Consider the following 19,943-nt stretch of genomic DNA (forward strand, 5'->3'; position numbering starts at 1 on the left):
ACTGCGCATGAATCAGACTCAGAAGCGACGAACCCGTCTTCGCCAGTGTCTCGAGCGCCGCCCTCCGCCGATGTCGGCGAGCAAGTCAGAAACCCCCCGCGTGACAACGAACACGAACAAACACCCGGCTACGCCATAACGATGACCGGCGCTCAACGCGCTACTGACACACGCGACTTCGTGTTGCATCACCTACCTGCTCCGCGCACAGTGTGCTGACCGAAACCCTGGTCAACTCGTTCTTGCTCTATGCGACAGGAACTTTGGCATCTCAATACCCGCAGGTGAGATCCTCGCTCGAGACGTTTAGAGGGAGGGCCAGCTACCTAAATCGATGCATCCACAAAGGACCGTTCACCATCACGGCGCCGGGCTTGACCAAGCGGGCCGCGCGCCGCCCAGCGACCACCGACTGGACCTCCGCGTGGATTGCCACCTCTGTAACCTGCGGTTTTGTTGCCACCCAACGACCGGACCAGTGAGCGCGCGTTCGATGTGATTGCTGTCACCTTGGCTGATTATTTTTGTACGTTCGCACGATTTTTCCACATGTGACCAATCAACCGGTTACGCTTCTGAACGCGCCCAACTATGTAGTTGGCGCCGAAATCTGGGGGTCGGTGTACGCGTCCGTAGCTGCGGTTGGGGCAGTGCGGACCGAAGTTCGACGAGAACTTTACCGAAGAGGGTTCGAAGCGCGGGCTAAGGAGATGACGTACCACCGTGGATAAGACACGCGTACCGGTTGCGGTCATTGGTCTGGCGTGCCGGTTGCCGGGGGGCATCAATTCACCTGAACAGCTCTGGCAGGCGCTGCTGCGGGGCGAGGATTTCGTCACCGAGGTGCCGCTCGACCGCTGGGATATCGACGAGTACTACGACCCCGAGCCTGGCGTGCCCGGTCGCTCCCACTGCAAGTGGGGCGCCTTCGTGGACAATATCGGCGACTTCGACCCCGAGTTCTTCGCTATCGCGGAGAAAGAAGCAGTGGCGATGGACCCCCAGCACCGCATGCTGCTGGAAACGTCCTGGGAAGCCATGGAACATGCCGGCCTGACTCCGGCGCAGCTGGCCAACACTCAAACCGGGGTGTTCATCGGCCTCAACCACGGCGACTACCAGTTCGTGCAGGCCGAGACCGGCACCCTGGAAGGCCCGTACGGCAACACCGGCACCAACTCCTGCATGGCGTCCGGCCGGGTGTCCTATGCCCTGAGCCTGCGCGGCCCGTCGGTCACCGTGGACACCGCGTGCTCCTCCGGTCTGTTCGCCGCGCATCTGGCGTTCCGCAGCATCAATGACGGCGAGAGCGACCTCGCCTTTGCCGGTGGTGTCTACGCGATGCTCGAGCCGCGCCGCTTCGCGTCGGGTTCGGCCAACGGCATGCTGTCGCGCAGCGGCCGCTGCCACGCGTTCGACGTCGAGGCCGACGGGTTCGTCTCCGGCGAGGGCGCGGCCGTGCTGCTGCTCAAGCGCCTCGACCACGCCCAGCGCGACGGCGACCGGATTCTGGCCGTGCTGCGTGGCACCGCGGCCAACCAGGACGGTCACACCGTCAACATCGTGACTCCCTCGGTTGAGGCCCAGGAGGCCGTGTACCGCACCGCACTGGACGCCGCCGACGTCGACCCCGGCACCGTCGGCATGGTCGAGGCGCACGGGACCGGAACGCCGGTCGGCGACCCCGTCGAGTTCGAGAGCCTGGCCGCCGTCTACGGCAACGACGGCCCGTGCGCGCTCGGGTCGGTGAAGACCAACTTCGGGCACACTCAGTCGACCGCCGGTGCGCTGGGGCTCATGAAGGCGGTGCTGGCCGTTCAGCACGGCGTGGTGCCGCAGAACCTGCACTTCAACACGATGCCCGAAAAGATTGCCGCGATCGAGAGCAATCTTTTTGTGCCGCAAGAAGTTACGCCATGGCCCAAGGACGACCAGGCCGTTCCCCGGCGGGCGGCGGTGTCGTCCTACGGCATGTCGGGTACCAACGTCCACGCCATCCTGGAGCAAGCGCCGGCGGAAGCGCCCCGGGCCGGGGACGCGGGCGCCACCGGGCTGGCAGGCACCTTGATCTTCCCGGTATCGGCCAGCTCCGAGGAAGCGCTGCGCACGACCGCCGGCCAGCTCGCGGACTGGGTCGAAGCGCAGGGCCCGGACCTTCAGATCTCCGACCTGGCCTACACGCTGGCCCGTCGGCGTAGTCACCGGCCGATGCGCACCTCGGTGCTGGCCGCGTCCTCCACCGAGCTGCGAGACGCCCTGCGTGCGGTGGCCGACGGCGAAACGCCGTACCCGCCCGCGGTCGGCCAGGACAAGCTGGGGCCCGTCTGGGTGTTCTCCGGGCAGGGTTCGCAGTGGGCCGGGATGGGCAAGGACCTGCTGGCCAACGAGTCGGTGTTCGCGGCCACCATCGCCGAGATCGAGCCGCTGATCGCCGCGGAGTCCGGTTTCTCGGTCACCGAGGCGCTGACCGCACCCGAGAAGGTCACCGGCATCGACCGCGTCCAGCCCACCATCTTCGCCATGCAGGTGGCCCTGGCCGCCACCATGAAGGACTACGGCGTCACCCCCGGCGCGGTGATCGGGCACTCCCTCGGGGAGTCCGCAGCCTCCGTCGTCGCCGGCGCGCTGTCGCTGGAAGACGGCGTCAAGGTGATCTGCCGGCGCTCCAAGCTGATGACCCGCATCGCCGGAGCCGGCGCCATGGCATCGGTCGAACTGCCCGCCCAACAGGTGCTGTCGGAACTGATGGCGCGCGGTGTCAACGACGCCGTGGTCGCCGTCGTCGCCTCGCCGCAGTCCACCGTGATCGGCGGGGCCACCCACACGGTGCGCGAGCTGGTCGCCGCCTGGGAAGAGCGCGACGTGATGGCCCGCGAAGTGGCCGTCGATGTGGCCTCCCACTCCCCCCAGGTCGACCCCATCCTTGACGACCTGACCGAGGCACTCGAAGACATCACCGCACTGGAACCGCAGGTTCCCTACTACTCCGCCACGTCGTTCGACCCCCGTGAAGAGCCGTACTGCGACGCCTACTACTGGGCCGACAACCTGCGCCACACCGTACGTTTCGCCGCCGCGGTGCAGGCCGCCCTCGAAGATGGCTACCGGGTCTTCACCGAGCTGTCCCCGCACCCGCTGCTCACCCACGCCGTCGACCAGACCGCCCGCAGCCTGGACATGTCGGCTGCCGCACTGGCCGCCATGCGCCGCGAGCAACCGCTGCCGCACGGCCTGCGCGGCCTGGTGGGCGACCTGTACGCAGCGGGTGCCGCCGTGGACTTCGCGGAGCTTTACCCGGCCGGGCGCCTGGTCGATGCGACGCTGCCGGCGTGGGCCCACCGGCGTCTGATGCTGCTGGAAAGCACCGACCGCCTCGCGCACACCCATGCCGTCGCCGTGCATCCGCTGCTGGGGGCGCATGTACGCCTGCCCGAGGAGCCGGAGCGCCACGTCTGGCAGAGCGACATCGGCACCGAGGCCCTGCCCTGGCTCGCCGACCACCAGATCCACGGTGCCGCCGCGCTTCCCGGCGCCGCGTACTGCGAGATGGCGCTGACCGCGGCCCGCACCGTGCTGGGCGACGCGGCCGAGGTGCGTGACGTCACCTTCGAGCAGCTGCTGCTGCTGGACGAAGAAACCTACGTCGGCGCCACCGCCACGGTCGAGGCACCCGGAACGGTTCCGTTCACGGTGGAGACCACCCAGGGCGGGGAACGCACCCGGCGGGCGTCGGCCGTCCTGCACGCCCTGAGCGACGAAGAGGCTGCCGATCAGCCGGCTCCACGCGACATCGCTGCCCTTCTGGCCAGCCACCAGAGCGCCGTCGAGGGCGATGACCTCCGGCTCGAAGCCGACCTGCGCGGCATCCAGTTCGGGCCCGCCTTCTGCGGCCTGGCCACCGCCTACACCGCCGAAACCGACGACACCGTGCTGGCCGAGGTCGCACTGCCCGGATCCATCCGGTCACAGCAGGGCGGTTACGGCATCCATCCGGCCCTGCTGGACGCGTGCTTCCAGTCCGTCGCGGCGCACCCCAGCGCCCGCACCGCCGGTAATGGCGGCCTACTGCTGCCGTTGGGCGTCAGCCGGATTCGCTCGTACGGCTCCGCGCGCAACGCTCACTACTGCCTCACCACGGTGACCCCCGACGGCACCGGGGTGCTCGCCGACATCGACGTCCTCGACGAGCAGGGCACCGTGCTCCTGGCGGTGCGCGGCCTGCAGATGGGCACCGGCGTATCCCAGAGCGATGAGCGCGATCGCCTGCTGAGTGAGCGGCTGCTGGCCATCGAATGGCAGCAACGCGAGCTGCCCGAGAAGACCGTCACGGAGCCCGGCAACTGGCTGCTGATCAGCACCTCCGAAGCCACCGACATGATGGCCACCCAGTTGACCGACGCCCTGAAGATGCACGACGCACAGAGCACCACGATGTCCTGGCCGCTGCACGGCGACCACGACGCCGCTGCCGAGCGGCTGCGCACGCAATTCGAATCCGCCAGCTTCTCCGGTTTGGTGGTGCTCACCGAACGGCAGAGCGGCACCGATGCGGATTCGATCGTCCGCGGCCAGGAGTACGTCAAGCTTGCGGTGCGCATCGCCCGCGAACTTCCCGAACTGGTAGGCCAAGCGCCGCGGCTGTACGTGGTGACGCGCAACGCCCAGACGGTGCTGGCCGACGACTGCCCGAATCTCGAACAGGGCGGACTGCGTGGCCTGCTGCGGGTGATCGGTGCCGAACACCCCCACCTGAAGGTCAGCTACGTCGATTTGCCAAACGAGCTTGGCGACCAGAGCACCGAGAACGTGGCGCGCCAGTTGCTGCTGGCCACCGAAGAAGACGAGACCGCCTGGCGCGATGGCCAGTGGTACACCGCGCGGCTGTACCCGACGCCGCTGCGACCGGAGGAACGCCGCAACACCGTCGTCGACCACCGGGAAGAGGGCATGCGGCTGCAGGTCCGTGTTCCCGGTGACCTACAGACGATGGAGTTCACCGCGTTCGACCGGGTGCCACCGGGCCCGAACGAGATCGAGGTTGCGGTCAACGCCGCCAGCATCAACTTCGCCGACGTGCTGGCGGCCTACGGCCGCTGCCCGACCTTCGACGGCAAGCAGCCGCCACTCGGCCTCGATTTCGCCGGTGTGGTGACCGCGATCGGCTCCGACGTCACCGACCACAAGGTGGGTGACCACGTGGGCGGCCTGTCTCCGGACGGCTGCTGGTCGACTTTCGTCACGTGTGACGCAGGCCTGGCCGCCACGTTGCCCGAAGGGCTGACCGATGCCCAGGCTGCCGCTGTGACGACGGCCTCGGCCACCGCCTGGTACGGCCTGCAGGATCTGGCCCGGATCCGTTCCGGCGACAAGGTGCTCATTCACTCCGGCACGGGCGGTGTTGGCCAGGCGGCAATCGCGATCGCGCGCGCCGCCGGCGCCGAGATCTTCGCCACCGCCGGTAGCGAGAAGCGCCGGCAGATTCTGCGAGACATGGGTATCGAGCACGTCTACGACTCCCGCAGCACCGACTTCGCCGAGCAGATCCGGCGCGACACCGACGGCTACGGCGTCGACATCGTGCTCAACTCCGTGACCGGGGCCGCCCAGCTGGCCGGGATAAGGCTGCTGGCCATGGGCGGGCGGTTCGTCGAGATCGGCAAGCTGGACATCTATCAGGACACGAAGGTCGGCCTCTTCCCGTTCCGGCAGAACCTCGCGTTCTTCGGCGTCGACCTGGCGCTGATGTCGCGCACGCATCCCGCCCAGGTCCGCGGACTGCTGCAGCAGGTCTACCAGCAGACCGCCGACGGCGTGCTGCCGCTGCCCGAGGCCACCCACTACCCGTTGGCCGAGGCCGCCACCGCGGTACGGATCATGGGCGCGGCCGAGCACACCGGCAAGCTGATCCTCGACGTCCCGCACGCCGGCCGGAGCAGCGTCGTGCTTCCTCCGGAGCACGCGCAGGTGTTCCGCGGCGACGCCTCCTACATCATCACCGGTGGCCTCGGCGGCCTTGGACTGTTCCTGGCAGAGAAGATGGCCGGCGCCGGCGCGGGCCGGATAGTGCTCAGCTCCCGCTCACAGCCCAGCCAGAAGGCGCTGGAAACCATCGAGTTGATCCGCTCCATCGGCGCCGACGTCGTCGTGGAATGCGGCGACATCGCCGAACCCGGCACCGCGCAGCGGCTGGTGTCCGCCGCCACCGCTACCGGCCTGCCGCTGCGCGGTGTGCTGCACGGAGCCGCCGTGGTCGAGGACGCCACCCTGCCCAACATCACCGAGGAACTCATCGAGCGCGACTGGGCACCCAAGGTGCGTGGCGCGTGGCATCTGCACGAAGCGACCCAGGGCTGTGACCTTGACTGGTTCTGCTCCTTCTCCTCGGCGGCAGCGCTGGCCGGCTCTCCCGGTCAGGGCGCCTACGCGGCAGCCAACAGCTGGCTGGACGCCTTCACCCTGTGGCGGCGTGCTCAGGGACTCCCGGCCACCTCGGTCGCGTGGGGAGCCTGGGGCGAGATCGGCCGCGGCACCGACTTCGCCGAGACCTCGGGCGACGCGATCGAGCCGGAGGAGGGCGCCTACGCCTTCGAGGCGTTGCTGCGGCACAACCGCGCCTACACCGGCTACGCCCCTGTCATCGGGTCGGCGTGGCTCACCGCCTTTGCCCAGCGCACTCCGTTCGCCGAGGCATTCAAGTCCGCCGGAAAGGGTCGGTCAGGCACCAGCAAGTTCCTGGCCGAGCTCGCCGAGCTGGACCGTGAGGAATGGCCGGCCCGGCTGCGCCGGATGATCTCCGAACAAGTCGGCCTGATTCTGCGTCGATCGGTCGACGTCGACCGTCCGATTTCCGAGTTCGGTATGGACTCGCTGGGCAACCTGGAACTGCGCACCCATATCGAGTCTGAGGTCAAGATCCGCGTCACGACTACCGACATCACCACCGTTCGGGGCTTGGCAGATCACCTTTACGAGCAATTGACATCAAAAGGCGACGCAGCAACACCTGTATGAGGTAGAAAAGACCAAGCGCCGCTGCTTGGCAGCCGGCAGAAATCGAGGAGGAAGCGTGATCATAGGCGGGGGATCAGCAGACGTCACTCTCGGCGTAGGAATCGTCTACGACTGGGAGCCTGGCCCTGGTTCGGTCGTGACGTGGCAGCCGACACCGGCCTCACGCGCGAAAGCTGCAAAAGCGCCTGTCGTTGACGTGCCGCCCAGTTCGATGCAGGCCGGCCATTTGCGCGGCTATGTGGAATTCGGCGAGCGCGGACTCGACTATTCGCGTTTGGTAATGGGCTCGTGGGAAATTCCGGGCAAGTGCGATATCCGGACTATGACGCACGTCATCAACGCGCACGTGCGCCGGCACGAAACGTACCGCAGCTGGTTCGAATACAACGGTCCGAAGGACATTGTTCGGCACAAGATTCAAAACCCGCGCGACATCCAGCTCGCTCCGGTTCAGCACGGTGAAATGACGCAGCCGGAATGGCGTGAGCTGGTCGTCTCCACTCCGCCTCCGCTGGAATGGGACTGCTTCCGCTTCGGTCTGATTCAGCACGAGAACCACTGCTCGTTGTTCGCCATTGTCGACCACCTGCATTGCGACCCGGCCGTGGTCTCGTCGCTGTACGTCGAGATTCTGACCAACTACCGCGCGCTGCTTGAGGGCAAACCGCCGCTGGTCATGCCGGAACCGGGCAGCCACGACAACTTCTGCATTCGTGAAGCGAAGATCTCGGCCGAGGCGACGCTGGACACCCCCGAGGTCCGCAAATGGATCGACTTCGCCGAGAGCAACGGCGGTGGCCTGCCGGAATTCCCGTTGCCGCTGGGTGAGCAGTCACACGCCTGCGGTGGCGACATCATGATTGAGAAGCTGATGACTCCGCAGCAAACGGCCAAGTTCGAGGCCACCTGCATGGCGGCGAATGCTCGCTTCAGCGGCGGGCTGTTCGGCTGCGTGGCGCTGGCGCACTACGAGCTGACCGGCCAGGAAACCTACAGCGGCATGACTCCGGTCGACAAACGGAATTCGCCCGAGGAATACCTCTCGATGGGCTGGTTCACCGGCGCGGTGCCTTTCACCGTTGCCGTCGACCCGAATTCCTTCGCGGAAACCGCTCGCTCCACCCAGGCGTCATTCGACGACAACATGGACATGGCGAACGTGCCTTACGAGCGGGTTCTGGAATTGGCCCCCTGGCTCAAGCGGAATTCGTCGCAGTTCTTCATGACGAATTACATGGACGCCGGCCTGCCGCCCCTTTCCGCCGTAGTTGCCACCGCACTGAAGGGTGCGAATGCAACGGCTTACAACGACGGCCGGAACCCCGCTTATCTGTACTTCTCGGTGATCCGGCTTTTCGACGAGGTTTCCATCATGGTGAACTTCCCGAACAACCCGGTGGCCCGCGAATCGGTGAGCCGCTACCTTGAGGTTCTGAAGTCCGTATTCGCCCGCGCCTGCGAGGGTCAGTACGCAAAGGCAGCTGTCCAGCTGGCGCAATAGCCCTTTGTTTTACGGCCCCGTCAATCGGAACTCATCCGAATGGCGGGGCCGTAAAACGAAAAAGGGCCGGACACGGCCCGTATTCAAGCACCAAAAATCGAATTGGAACGCGCGAGAATAGAATGGTCGCGCGCTGAGCGATAACCGTCAGCAACATCGAGCGATAGCAACGCTCCAGCTACGAAGCTGCGGTGCTGAGAACCGAAGTCTATGACGCCGCTGCGCGGCTCGTGGGCGGTTTCGCAAAATCCGGCCAACTTTGCCGGTGGCGGGCGCCCAGCCGCGGGCGCATCCCGAACCGTCGCGCGGGCAGGTAAACCGCCCGGTAGCTACGTTTGCCGAACCGGCCGTTTCGGTCGTTCCTCCTTACGAACGGGTCCGCCGGCCCCGGGCGCACCGCTGCCAGACCCCACCCGGAGCGCTCGGTCCGTTCGTCACGGCGATCGTCGGCGCAGCACGCGAAGCACAGGATCCCGCAACCGCGAAAGGTCCCGCCGGCGAACCGCGAAAAAAGCCTCTACCAGCAACGTTCGCCCAGGACGCGGATGTGCGACCTGGTCTCTGATCCCTGGCGACCACGCATTCAGCCGGTTGATTGCCACTCGATTGCGGGCCCGGCCACCGCGCACGGTGCCGACCTGGCGACGAGGTGAAGATACGCACAATTCTTGTACGTCTGCACGATTTTTCCACATCCACCGAGCAAAGCGGATACGCTGCTGATCACCTCATGAATGTGAGTTGGCTTCGGCGCGGGGGCAGAGCTTGTTCGGGGCTTGATGGACGGGCTCGCTCACTCGCGCAGCGCAGCGGCGCCCCCCGAAACGAATCGAGATTCGAGCTGACCGCCGGGAAAAGCTGCACCGAGGCCTGGGTTGGACGCGCGGGTATGCACGCGGGTATGGAGAGGTGAACGACGTGGACAGGACGGGTGTCACTCCGGTTGCCGTCATCGGTATGGCGTGCAGACTGCCGGGAGGCATCGACTCCCCGGAACGGCTGTGGGAAGCGTTGCTCCGCGGCGAAGACTTCGTCACCGAGGTTCCCTCCCACCGCTGGGACGTCGAGGAGTTCTACGACCCCGAGCCGGGTGTGCCGGGCCGTACGGTCTGCAAGTGGGGCGCCTTCCTGGACGACGTCGCCGACTTCGACCCGGAGTTCTTCGGCATCACCGAGCGCGAAGCCACCGAGATGGACCCGCAGCACCGTCTGCTGCTGCAGACGTCGTGGGAGGCCATGGAGCACGCCGGCCTCACCCGTGACGCGCTGACCGCCGTCCAGACCGGCGTTTTCGTCGGTCTGATGCACGACGACTACCTGTTCATGCACGCCGATGCCGACACCCTGAGCGGCCCCTACGGATACATGGGCAACAGCTTCGCGATGGGCTCGGGCCGGGTCTCCTACGCCATGGGCCTCAGCGGCCCGGCGATGACGGTCGACACCGCGTGTTCGTCGGGTTTGTCGGCCATCCACCTGGCCTGCCAGAGCCTGGACGACGGTGAAAGCGACATCGCGCTGGCCGGCGGCGCCTCGGTGACGCTGGAGCCCCGCAAGGCGGCGTCGGGTTCTGCCATCGGGATGCTGTCCGCCACCGGCCATTGTCACGCGTTCGACGTGAAAGCAGACGGCTTCGTGTCCGGCGAGGGCGCCGTGATGCTGCTGCTCAAGCGACTCGCGGACGCCGAGCGCGACGGCGACCGGATCCTCGCGGTGATCCGCGGCACGGCCGCGAACCAGGACGGCCGCACCGTCAACATAGTCACCCCGTCGCTGCCCGCGCAGGTCGCGGCGTACCGGGCTGCGCTGGCCGCCGGCGGCGTCGACCCGGCTACCGTCGGCATGGTCGAGGCGCATGGCACCGGCACCCCGATCGGCGATCCGATCGAATACGCCAGCCTCGCCGAAGTCTACGGCACTACCGGGCCGTGCGCCCTGGCGTCGGTGAAGACCAACTTCGGGCACACCCAGTCTGCGGCCGGCGCGCTGGGCATGATGAAGGCCGTGCTGGCCGTGCAGCACGGGGTGATCCCACAGAATCTGCACTTCACCCAGCTGCCTGAGAAGTTCGCCGAGATTGAAACCAATCTCTTTGTGCCGCAAGAGAACACACCGTGGCCCCGGGGCGACGAGTCGACGCCGCGGCGGGCCGCCGTGTCGTCGTACGGCTTCTCGGGCACCAACGTGCACGCCATCATCGAACAAGCACCGCAACCACAGGCGCCCAAGACCGTCGAGCCGGACGGCGCCTCCGCGTTGCAGGGCGCGCTGATCTTCCCGATCTCGGCGAGCTCGGAAGACGGCCTGCACCAAACGGCCACCCGCCTGGCCGATTGGGTAGACGCCCAGGAGCACCTGGACATCCGGGATCTGGCGTACACACTGGCCCGGCGACGTTCCCCACGCGCGGTGCGCACCACCGTCATCGCCGAAAGCCGCAGCGAGCTGACCGAGGCACTGCGCGCGGTCGCCCGGGGCGAGGTGCCCTACCCGCCGGCCACCGGGCAGGACGACAAGGGCCCGGTCTGGGTGTTCTCCGGACAGGGATCGCAGTGGGCCGAGATGGGCAAGGACCTGCTGGCCACCGAACCGGTGTTCGCGGCCAAGGTCGCCGAGATCGAGCCGCTGATCGCCGAGGAGTCCGGCTTCTCGGTCGCCGAGGCGATGACCGCACCGGAGAAGGTGACCGGCATCGACCGCGTCCAGCCCACGATCTTCGCCATGCAGGTGGCGCTGGCCGCGGCGATGAAGTCCTACGGCGCCAACCCCGGCGCCGTCATCGGACACTCGCTCGGCGAGTCCGCCGCATCCGTCGTCGCCGGCGCGCTGTCGCTCGAAGACGGCGTCAGGGTGATCTGCCGGCGGTCCAAGCTGATGACCAGGATCTCCGGCGCGGGTGCCATGGCATCGGTCGAACTGCCCGCCGAGGAAGTGATCACCCAACTGGTGGCGCGCGGGGTCAGTGACGTCGTGGTCGCGGTGGTCGCCTCGCCGCAGTCCACCGTGATCGGCGGCGACACCCAGTCCGTGCGTGACCTCGTCGCCGCCTGGGAAGAGCGCGGCGTGATGGCCCGCGAAGTGGCCGTGGACGTGGCTTCGCACTCGCCGCAGGTGGACCCGATCCTCGACGAACTCTACGAAGTGCTCGCCGACATCGAACCGCTGGAGCCGGAGGTGCCCTACTACTCGGCGACCTCCTTCGACCCGCGCGAAGAACCGTACTGCGACGCCGGCTACTGGGCCGACAACCTGCGCCACACCGTGCGGTTCGCCGCGGCGGTACAGGCCGCGCTGGAGGACGACTACCGAGTGTTCACCGAGTTGTCCCCGCACCCGCTGCTGACCAATGCGGTGGACCAGACGGCGCGCAGCCTGGACAAGGCGGCCGCCGCGCTGGCGAGCATGCGCCGCGAACAGCCGCTGCCGCACGGCCTGCGCGCGCTGCTGGGCGACCTGTATGCCGCCGGCGCCGCGCTCGACTGGTCGGTGCTCTACCCCGACGGCCGGCTGCTGGATGCGCCGCTGCCCGTCTGGAGCCAGCGGTCGCTGTTCCTGGCCGGCAGCGGCCTGGACTCGGTGGCTCGCCGCAGCGCGCTGGTGCCCGCGCATCCTTTGATGGGCGTGCACGTGCGGCTGCCCGAGGAGCCGGAGCGCCACGTGTGGCAGGGCGAGGTCGGCACCGACGCACTGCCGTGGCTGGGCGATCACCAGATTCGCAACGCCGACGTGTTGCCCGGCGCCGCGTACTGCGAAATGGCGCTGGTCGCGGCCCGCACCGTGCTCGGCGACGCCGCGGAGGTACGCGAGCTGCGCTTCGAACAGACGCTGCCCCTGGACAAGCAGACCCCCGTCGGAATCACCGCCACCTTCCAGGGACCCGACGTCGTCGACTTCACGGTGGAGAGCAACCGGGAAGGGCGTTACGAGCGGCAGGCCACGGCGGTGCTGCATGCGGCCGACCCGACGGATCAGCCGCCCGCGCTCAACCTGACCGAGCTGCTCGCCAACCACCCGCGCCCAGTGGACGGCGACGACATCCGCAAGTGGATGGACAAGCGCGGCCACCGGCTGGGGCCCGCGTTCGCGGGCCTCGGTGGCGCGCACATCGCCGAGAACGCCGGCAACACCGTGCTGGCCGAGGTCTCGCTGCCGGGTCCGCTGCGTCCGCAGCAGGGCACCTACGGCCTGGTGCACCCGGCGTTGCTGGATGCCTGCTTCCAGGCGGTGGCCGCACACCCCAGCGTGGGCAGCGCCCTCAACGGCGGCCTGCTGCTGCCGTTGAGCATCCGCCGGCTACGCGCCTACGGTTCGGTTCGGCACGCCCGCTACTGCTACGCGACGGTGACGGCATGCGGTGCCGGCGGCGTGGAAGCCGACCTGGACATCGTCGACGAGAGCGGCACCGTCCTGATGACGGTGCGCGGCCTGCAGATGGGCACCGGCGCTTCGCCGGACAGCGAGCGCGACCGCGTCCTGGGTGAGCGGTTGCTGACCATCGAATGGCAACCGCGCGAGCTGCCCGACGTCACGGTGACCGAACCCGGCAGCTGGCTGCTGGTCACCACCTCCGAGACCGCCGACCTGACGGCCACGGCACTGACCGACGCCTTGAAGGTGTACGACGCCCAGGCCACCACGCTGTTCTGGCCGTTCGCCGGCGACCACGCCGCACACGCCGAGCAACTGCGCGCTCACCTGCAGGAAGGCGCCTTCCACGGCGTCGTGCTGGTCACCGCACCGCAGCAGAACGCCGTCAACGAGTCCGGCGACCGCGGCGGGCAGTACGTCGAGCACGTGGTGCGCATCGCCCGTGAGCTGCCGGAACTACTCGGATCCCCGCCGCGGCTGTACGCGTTGACGCGCAACGCGCAAACGGTGCTGGCCGAGGACCACGCCAACCTCGAGCAGGGCGGTCTGCGCGGCCTGCTGCGGGTGATCAGCTCGGAGAACCCGCAGTTGAAGGTCAGCTACATCGACCTGCCGAACGACCTTGGCGACCAGGGCGCCGAGCAGGTGGCGCGCCAGTTGTTGCAGAACACCGGCGAGGACGAGACCGCGTGGCGCAACGACGAGTGGTACACCGCCCGGATGCTGCCCACTCCCCTGCAGCCCGAGGAGCGACGCTCCACGGTCGTCGATCATGCGGACGCCGGCATGCGCCTGCAGATCCGTACGCCAGGCGATCTGGAAACGCTGGAGTTCGCCGCGTTCGACCGGGTGCCACCCGGGCCGAATGAGATCGAGGTCGCGGTGAGCGCGTCCAGCGTCAACTTCGCCGACGTGCTGGCCACCTTCGGCCGCTATCAGACGTTCGACGGCCAATTGCCCGATCTGGGACTCGATTTCGGCGGCGTGGTGACCGCGGTCGGCTCCGACGTCAGCGACCACAAGGTCGGCGATCGCGTGGCCGGGCTGTCCACCAACGGCTGCTGGGCCACCTTCGTCACCTGCGACGCCCGGCTCGCCGCCACCGTGCCGGACGGCATGACCGACGCCGAAGCGGCCGCGGCGACCACCGCGTACGCCACCGCCTGGTACGGCCTGACAGACCTGGCCCGGATCCGCTCCGGGGACAAGGTGTTGATCCACTCGGCCACGGGTGGCGTCGGCCAGGCGGCCATCGCCATCGCGCGCACGGTCGGAGCCCAGATCTTCGCCACGGCGGGTAGTCCGGAACGCCGGGAGAAGTTGCGCGCCATGGGAATCGAGCATGTCTACGACTCCCGCAGCAACGAGTTCGCCGAACAGATCCGCCGCGACACCGACGGCTACGGCGTAGACATCGTGCTCAACTCGCTGACCGGCGCCGCGCAACAGGCTGGGATCAAGCTGCTGGCTCTCGGTGGACGCTTCATCGAGATCGGCAAGCGCGACATCTACTCCAACACGCGGCTGGAGCTGTTCCCGTTCCGGCAGAACCTGGCGTTCTACGGTGTCGACCTGGCCCTGATGGCCGAGAGCCACCCGGCGCAGGTCCACGACTTGCTGAGCACCGTCTACCAGCAGATCGCCGCCGGCGCGCTGCCGACGCCGGAGGTCACGCACTACCCGATGGCCGACGCCGCGACCGCGATCCGGGTGATGGGCGCCGCCGAGCACACCGGCAAGCTGGTACTCGACGTTCCGCATGTCGGGCGCAGCAGCGTGGTGATGCCGCCCGAGCAGGCGCCGGTCTTCCGGGGCGACGGTTCCTACATCATCACCGGTGGCCTCGGCGGCCTCGGCCTGTTCCTGGCCGAAAAGATGGCCAGCGCCGGCGCCGGCCGCATCGTGCTCACCTCACGCTCCCAGCCCAACCAAAAGGCTTTGGAGACAATCGAATTGGTCCGGTCCATCGGATCCGACGTGGTGGTGGAGTGCGGCGACATCGCTGCAGCCGGTACCGCGGAAAAGCTGGTGGCCACCGCCACCGCGACGGGTCTGCCGCTGCGCGGCGTGCTGCACGCGGCCGCCGTCGTCGAGGACGCCACACTGCCCAACATCACCGAGGAACTCATCCGCCGGGACTGGGCGCCCAAGGTGCACGGCGCATGGAACCTGCACGAGGCCACGACGGCACAACCACTGGACTGGTTCTGCTCGTTCTCCTCGGCGGCAGCCCTGGTGGGTTCACCCGGTCAGGGTGCCTACGCGGCGGCCAACAGCTGGCTGGATGCCTTCACCCACTGGCGGCGGGCCCAGGGTCTGCCGGCCACTTCGATCGCGTGGGGACCGTGGGGCGAGATCGGCCGCGCCACCTCGTTCGCCGAGGCGGCGGGCGACGCGATCCAGCCCGAGGAGGGGGCCTACGCGTTCGAGGCGCTGCTGCGGCACAACCGCGCGTACACCGGCTACGCCCCCATCATCGGATCACCGTGGCTGAATGCGTTCGCCCAGCACAGTCCGTTCGCGGAAGCGTTCAAGGCGACCGTCAAGCACGGCGGCAACAGCAAGTTCCTCAGCGAACTGGACAAGCTTCCGCAGGAAGAGTGGCCGGCCCGGTTGCGACGCATGGTTTCCGAGCAGATCGGGCTGATCCTGCGCCGGACCATCGATGTGGACAAGATGCTCACCGAGTACGGCCTGGATTCGCTGAGCAGCCAGGAACTGCGAACCCGCATCGAGTCGGAGACGGGTGTCCGCATCACGGCGACCAACATCAACACCACGGTGCGCAGCCTGGCCGACCTGCTGTACGAGGAGCTGGCGGGGGAAGCAGTCGCGTCGGCGTGAAGTTCGTACTGGCAGTCCACGGCACCCGCGGCGATGTCGAACCCTGCGCCGCCGTCGGTATGGAGTTACAGCGGCGCGGCCATGACGTGCGAATGGCGGTGCCGCCCAACCTGATCGGGTTCGTCGAGGCGGCGGGTCTGAGCGGCGTGGCGTACGGACCGGACTCCGGGATCCAGATCAACCAGGTCGCGGCGTTCGTCCGCAACCTGACCAAGGCGCAGAACCCGCTGAACCTGGCGCAGGCGGGCAAGGAGCTGTTCGTCGAAGGCTGGGCCGAGATGGGCGCGACGCTGGCCGAGCTGGCCGAGGGTGCCGACCTGTTGATGACGGGCCAGACCTATCACGGCGTCGTCGCCAATGTCGCTGAATACCATGACATTCCGATGGCGGCATTGCATCATTTCCCGATGCACGTCAACGGGCAGGTCGGCATCCCGTCGCTTCCACTGCCCAGCACCGTGGTCCGTACCGTCGCCAAAGCATCATGGCGACTGTATTCGTACACCACCGGCGACGCCGATCGCACCCAGCGCCGCGAACTGGGCCTGCCGTCCACCTCGGTCCCCGCCCTGCAGCGGATCGTGAGCCGTGGTGCGCCCGAGATCCAGGCGTACGACCCGGCGCTGTTTCCGGGAATCGCGCACGAATGGAAAGTGCAGCGGCCCTTCGTCGGTGCGTTGTCGATGCGGCTGCACACCGAGCCGAACCCCGAGCTGGAGGAATGGATCGCCGCGGGCACTGCCCCGATCTATTTCGGTTTCGGCAGCACCCCGGTCCAATCGCCCACCGAGACCGTCGACATGATCGCCGATGTGTGTGCCGAACTGGGCGAGCGCGCGCTGGTGTACTCCCCCGCCGCGACTGCCGCGGTACAGCCCGATCATGTGAAATTGGTTGGGCTGGTCGACTATTCGACGGTGCTGCCGCAGTGCCGTGCGGTGGTCCACCACGGCGGGGCCGGCACCACCGCGGCCGGGTTGCGTGCCGGGATGCCCACGATGATCCTGTGGGACGTCGCCGATCAACCGATCTGGGCGGCCGCGGTGCAGCGCGTGAAAGTCGGCACGGCGAAACGTTTTGCACACGTCACCCGAAAGTCGCTACTGCGCGGGGTGAAGACCATTCTCGAGCCAAGCTACGCCGCGCGCGCCCGCGAGATATCAACGCGGATGAGCGATCCGGCCGACGCCGTGGCCAAGGCCGCCGACCTCTTGGAAGAGGCGGTACGGGTCAGCGCTTAGCAGCTGGTGGTGCAGTTGAGCGGAAACGACTTGTACCACTTGCGCCGATGGGCAGCACCCATCTCCCGCAGGATCCCCATCGCCGCGGGCCAGCCGTGGGTGCGACTCAACCCCCGGATCATCGACGCACTCGCGCCGTACTGGTAACGCCGACCACCGAAATGGGTGTTGGCCGTCTTGCGTCCGAAGTGGTTGATGTAGGCCATTTCGGTTGTGTACAAGCCGAACCCAGCCTTGCGCGCCCGCAGCGCCAGATCGAGGTCGAGCCCCCAACCGTAGCGGCCGAAGGTGGTCAGATCCATACCGCCGACCGCATCCCAGCATTGGCGGGACATCACCAGCGCGGTTCCCTCGACAGCGGGCACGACGCGGTACAACGGTCGCGGAGTGTAGTTTTCGGCGTCCGGCTTCTCATCGGTGACCGAGTACGGGAATCCCAGATCGAACATCGGTCCCACGATTCCCACGTCGGCCGGCAGCCGCCGGTCCAGCAGGGCGTCGACGAATCCCTTAGAAATGCGGGTGTCGTTGTTCAACGTCATCGCGTGGGAGTAGCCCTCGGAGAACGCAATTCGGAAGCCGAGCTCGCTGCCGCCGGCCCAGCCCAGGTTCTCTCCGGGAGTGTTGACCCGCTCGTTGCCGATCTTGGGGTAGTCGCCACGATTGTCGACGATCAGGTACTCGGCGCCCTCCCGCTCCAAGTCGGCCACGAGTGCATGCGTGTACTCGTGCTGACCGAATACCGGCACCGTAATCAGTAGGGACACAGGCGAAGCCTACACCGACGGCCCCATGTCCGAGGCCCGTTCGGGAAGCCCTAACGGCGGCGCCGGAAGGTGTCTTCCAGCAGGTCCGCGACGGCGCAGACACTGGCGGCGGGTTTGGTCATCCGGCCCGCGAGGTCGCGGGCCCGGGATACGAATTCCGGCGCGAGAACCTTCTCCAGGTCGGACGCCAGCGAATCCGCGGTGCTGCTCGAGAAGCGCCTGCCCCAGCCGACTTTCAACTGTTTGATCTGAGCCGACCAGATCGGTTGATCGGAGGTGACCCACAGAACCAGGGTCGGAACTCCGGCGCGCAATCCCGCGGCAGTGGTCCCGGCGCCACCATGGTGAACGACGGCACGGCAGGTGGGAAAGACCGCGGCGTGGCTGACCGCACTCACCACCTTGACGTGGTCGGGCAACCGCATCCCCGCGGCGTCGTCGCGGGGGCCCGAACAGATCAACGCCCGCTCCCCCAGCCGCGCGCACGCCGCACTGATCATCGCGACCCGGTCGGCCAGTGAGCCGACCGGCATACTGCCGAATCCGAAATAGATCGGCGGTGTGCCCGCCGCGATCCACGACGCGACTTCGTCGTCCACTTCGGTGGGCCGCTCCATGGTCAGGGCGCCGACGAACGGTCGTCGCTCATCCCACTCGGCCGCCAGGCCGGGGAAGCAGAGTTCGTCATAGGCCTGGATCTCCAGCACCCCACGTTCGGCCATCCGCTGCGGCGCCGGACTCGACGCGTCCGGCAGGCCCAAGTCTCGACGCTGGGCATTCTCGACGCCCTTGGTCATGCGCCAGTACAGCTGGTCGAGCGTCTTCATCGTGGCGCGCACCACCGGGGCGGGAAACCGCGCCGGGAACGCGACCTGGCCGTTGGGCCGCATCGGGAAGAAATGCAGCGCGGCCAGCGGAATGTCATGGCGCTCAGCGACATTGGCGACGACTTCCTGATAGATCTGGCCGGTCAACAAAACGTCGGCGCCCTCGGCCAGCGGGGCCAGCGTCGTAGCCAGCTCCGCCCAGCCCCGGGTGACCGGCGCCATCGCTTCGCGCGCCAGCTTCACCGGGTTCTGAAACCGCCACCCGTTATGCAGAAACTGCTCGTCCAACTCCTGCTGCGAGTCGCGCCGCCCGTATGCGGCGGCCGCCAGACCGGCCGACTCGACGAAGCCGATCAAGTTCGGCGGGACCGCCAGCAGCACGTCATGGCCGCGACGCTGCAATTCGAGCCCCACCGCGGCGCACGGCTCGATATCGCCGCGGGTGCCGTAGCTGGCGACGACGGCCTTCATCGTCGAAGCATTTCTGAAGTGACCGTCAATCCTTCACGAAGTGGTAGATGCGGTAGGTGAAGCCGCCGTCCTTGCGCAGGTCGCGGTCCATCAGGTTGGCGGCATAGCGGGTCACTGCCCCGACGAATGCCGGCGCCCGGCTGCCGACCTGTTCCTGCGTCCGCCGGGTGATGGCAGCAAGGCCGCGCTTGGCCTCCGCCTCGATGTCGCGTTCGGAGACCTTGCGCAGTGGGGCGGCCGCCAAGACCGCTTCCCATCCGGCGATATGGGGAATCCGGCGCGAGTCGGTGTACAGGAAGTGGCCGCCCGGACGGAGCACCCGCACCACCTCTTCGAGGAACTTCGGGAAGTCGGGGTACTGGTGCGAGGCCTCGACATTGAGCAGCACGTCAAACGATCCGTCGGGGAACGGCAGGTTCATCGCATCGCCCTGGACGAAGTCCAGCCCGGGCAGCTTGTGCCGCTTCTGGCACAGCTCGATGCTGGCCGGATTGAGGTCGAGACCGGTGTACGACGCCGGGCCCAGGGTGCGCACGATGTAGGACGCTCCGCCGCCGGCGCCACAGCTGACTTCCAGCACCTTCTTGCCGGTGAGATCGATCTGGCTGGCGGTCTGGTGGTAGAGCTGGATGCCGTACCGGTTCTGCTCGTCGGCGTCTGACAGGGGCAGACCCAGCGGCGGATCTTCCTCGTAGCCGAAGTTGAAGAACACCACGTCATTGCCCACCTGGCGGGTGCCTAGCGGCAGAAAGTACTTCGTGGTGAGCTTCGCGACGATCGGGTTGGATTGCAGGCGGTATCTGAGAGCCACCGGGAGAGTGTCGCATGACTCCCGCGCGCGGCGGGCCGAAAGCGGCAACCTCGATGACCCCCGGATCAGCACATCCGTCCAACTTTACGCATGTCAAGCAAC

7 protein-coding genes are annotated in these 19,943 nt (G+C 67.5%); 4 read left to right on the top strand and 3 right to left on the bottom strand.

The genetic code is table 11. The annotated features are described in order from the left end of the window. Positions 1–723: 723 nt before the first annotated feature. The 4 genes from pks2 (QXH22_RS00895) (at position 724) to QXH22_RS00910 (ending at position 16,965) form a co-directional block, all read left to right on the top strand. Positions 724–7,011: a sulfolipid-1 biosynthesis phthioceranic/hydroxyphthioceranic acid synthase gene (gene pks2, locus QXH22_RS00895; RefSeq protein WP_306274724.1), complete on the top strand. Its 6,288-nt coding sequence runs from the start codon at positions 724–726 to the stop codon at positions 7,009–7,011. A 136-nt stretch (positions 7,012–7,147) separates the two neighbouring features. Continuing rightward, positions 7,148–8,512: a condensation domain-containing protein gene (locus QXH22_RS00900; RefSeq protein WP_306240886.1), complete on the top strand. Its 1,365-nt coding sequence runs from the start codon at positions 7,148–7,150 to the stop codon at positions 8,510–8,512. Positions 8,513–9,421: 909 nt separating this feature from the next. Beyond that, the gene (gene pks2 / locus QXH22_RS00905; RefSeq protein ID WP_371934142.1) at positions 9,422–15,724 is read left to right on the top strand and encodes a sulfolipid-1 biosynthesis phthioceranic/hydroxyphthioceranic acid synthase; all 6,303 of its coding nucleotides are present in this window, start codon (positions 9,422–9,424) and stop codon (positions 15,722–15,724) included. After that, positions 15,721–16,965, top strand: coding sequence for a glycosyltransferase (locus QXH22_RS00910; RefSeq protein ID WP_306274726.1), 1,245 nt, complete (start codon positions 15,721–15,723; stop codon positions 16,963–16,965). Before pks2 (QXH22_RS00905) ends, QXH22_RS00910 begins: the two co-directional genes overlap by 4 nt. Here QXH22_RS00910 and QXH22_RS00915 read toward each other — a convergent pair. From QXH22_RS00915 to QXH22_RS00925, 3 genes are read right to left on the bottom strand one after another with little or no spacing between them, the layout of a single operon-like run. Continuing rightward, positions 16,962–17,732: a glycosyltransferase family 2 protein gene (locus QXH22_RS00915; RefSeq protein WP_306240889.1), complete on the bottom strand. Its 771-nt coding sequence runs from the start codon at positions 17,730–17,732 to the stop codon at positions 16,962–16,964. The genes QXH22_RS00910 and QXH22_RS00915 overlap by 4 nt on opposite strands. Before the next feature lie 50 nt (positions 17,733–17,782). After that, positions 17,783–19,030 carry a glycosyltransferase gene (locus QXH22_RS00920; protein ID WP_306274727.1) on the bottom strand — a complete coding sequence of 416 codons (1,248 nt, stop codon included), beginning with the start codon at positions 19,028–19,030 and terminating at the stop codon, positions 17,783–17,785. 25 nt (positions 19,031–19,055) lie between these two features. Continuing rightward, positions 19,056–19,913 (bottom strand): phthiotriol/phenolphthiotriol dimycocerosates methyltransferase, encoded by an 858-nt coding sequence (locus tag QXH22_RS00925; RefSeq protein WP_306240891.1) that lies wholly within the window; start codon positions 19,911–19,913, stop codon positions 19,056–19,058. Positions 19,914–19,943 lie beyond the last annotated feature (30 nt).

Origin of the sequence: Mycobacterium sp. TY814 (assembly GCF_030755175.1) — a bacterium.
Taxonomy (GTDB): Bacteria; Actinomycetota; Actinomycetes; order Mycobacteriales; family Mycobacteriaceae; genus Mycobacterium.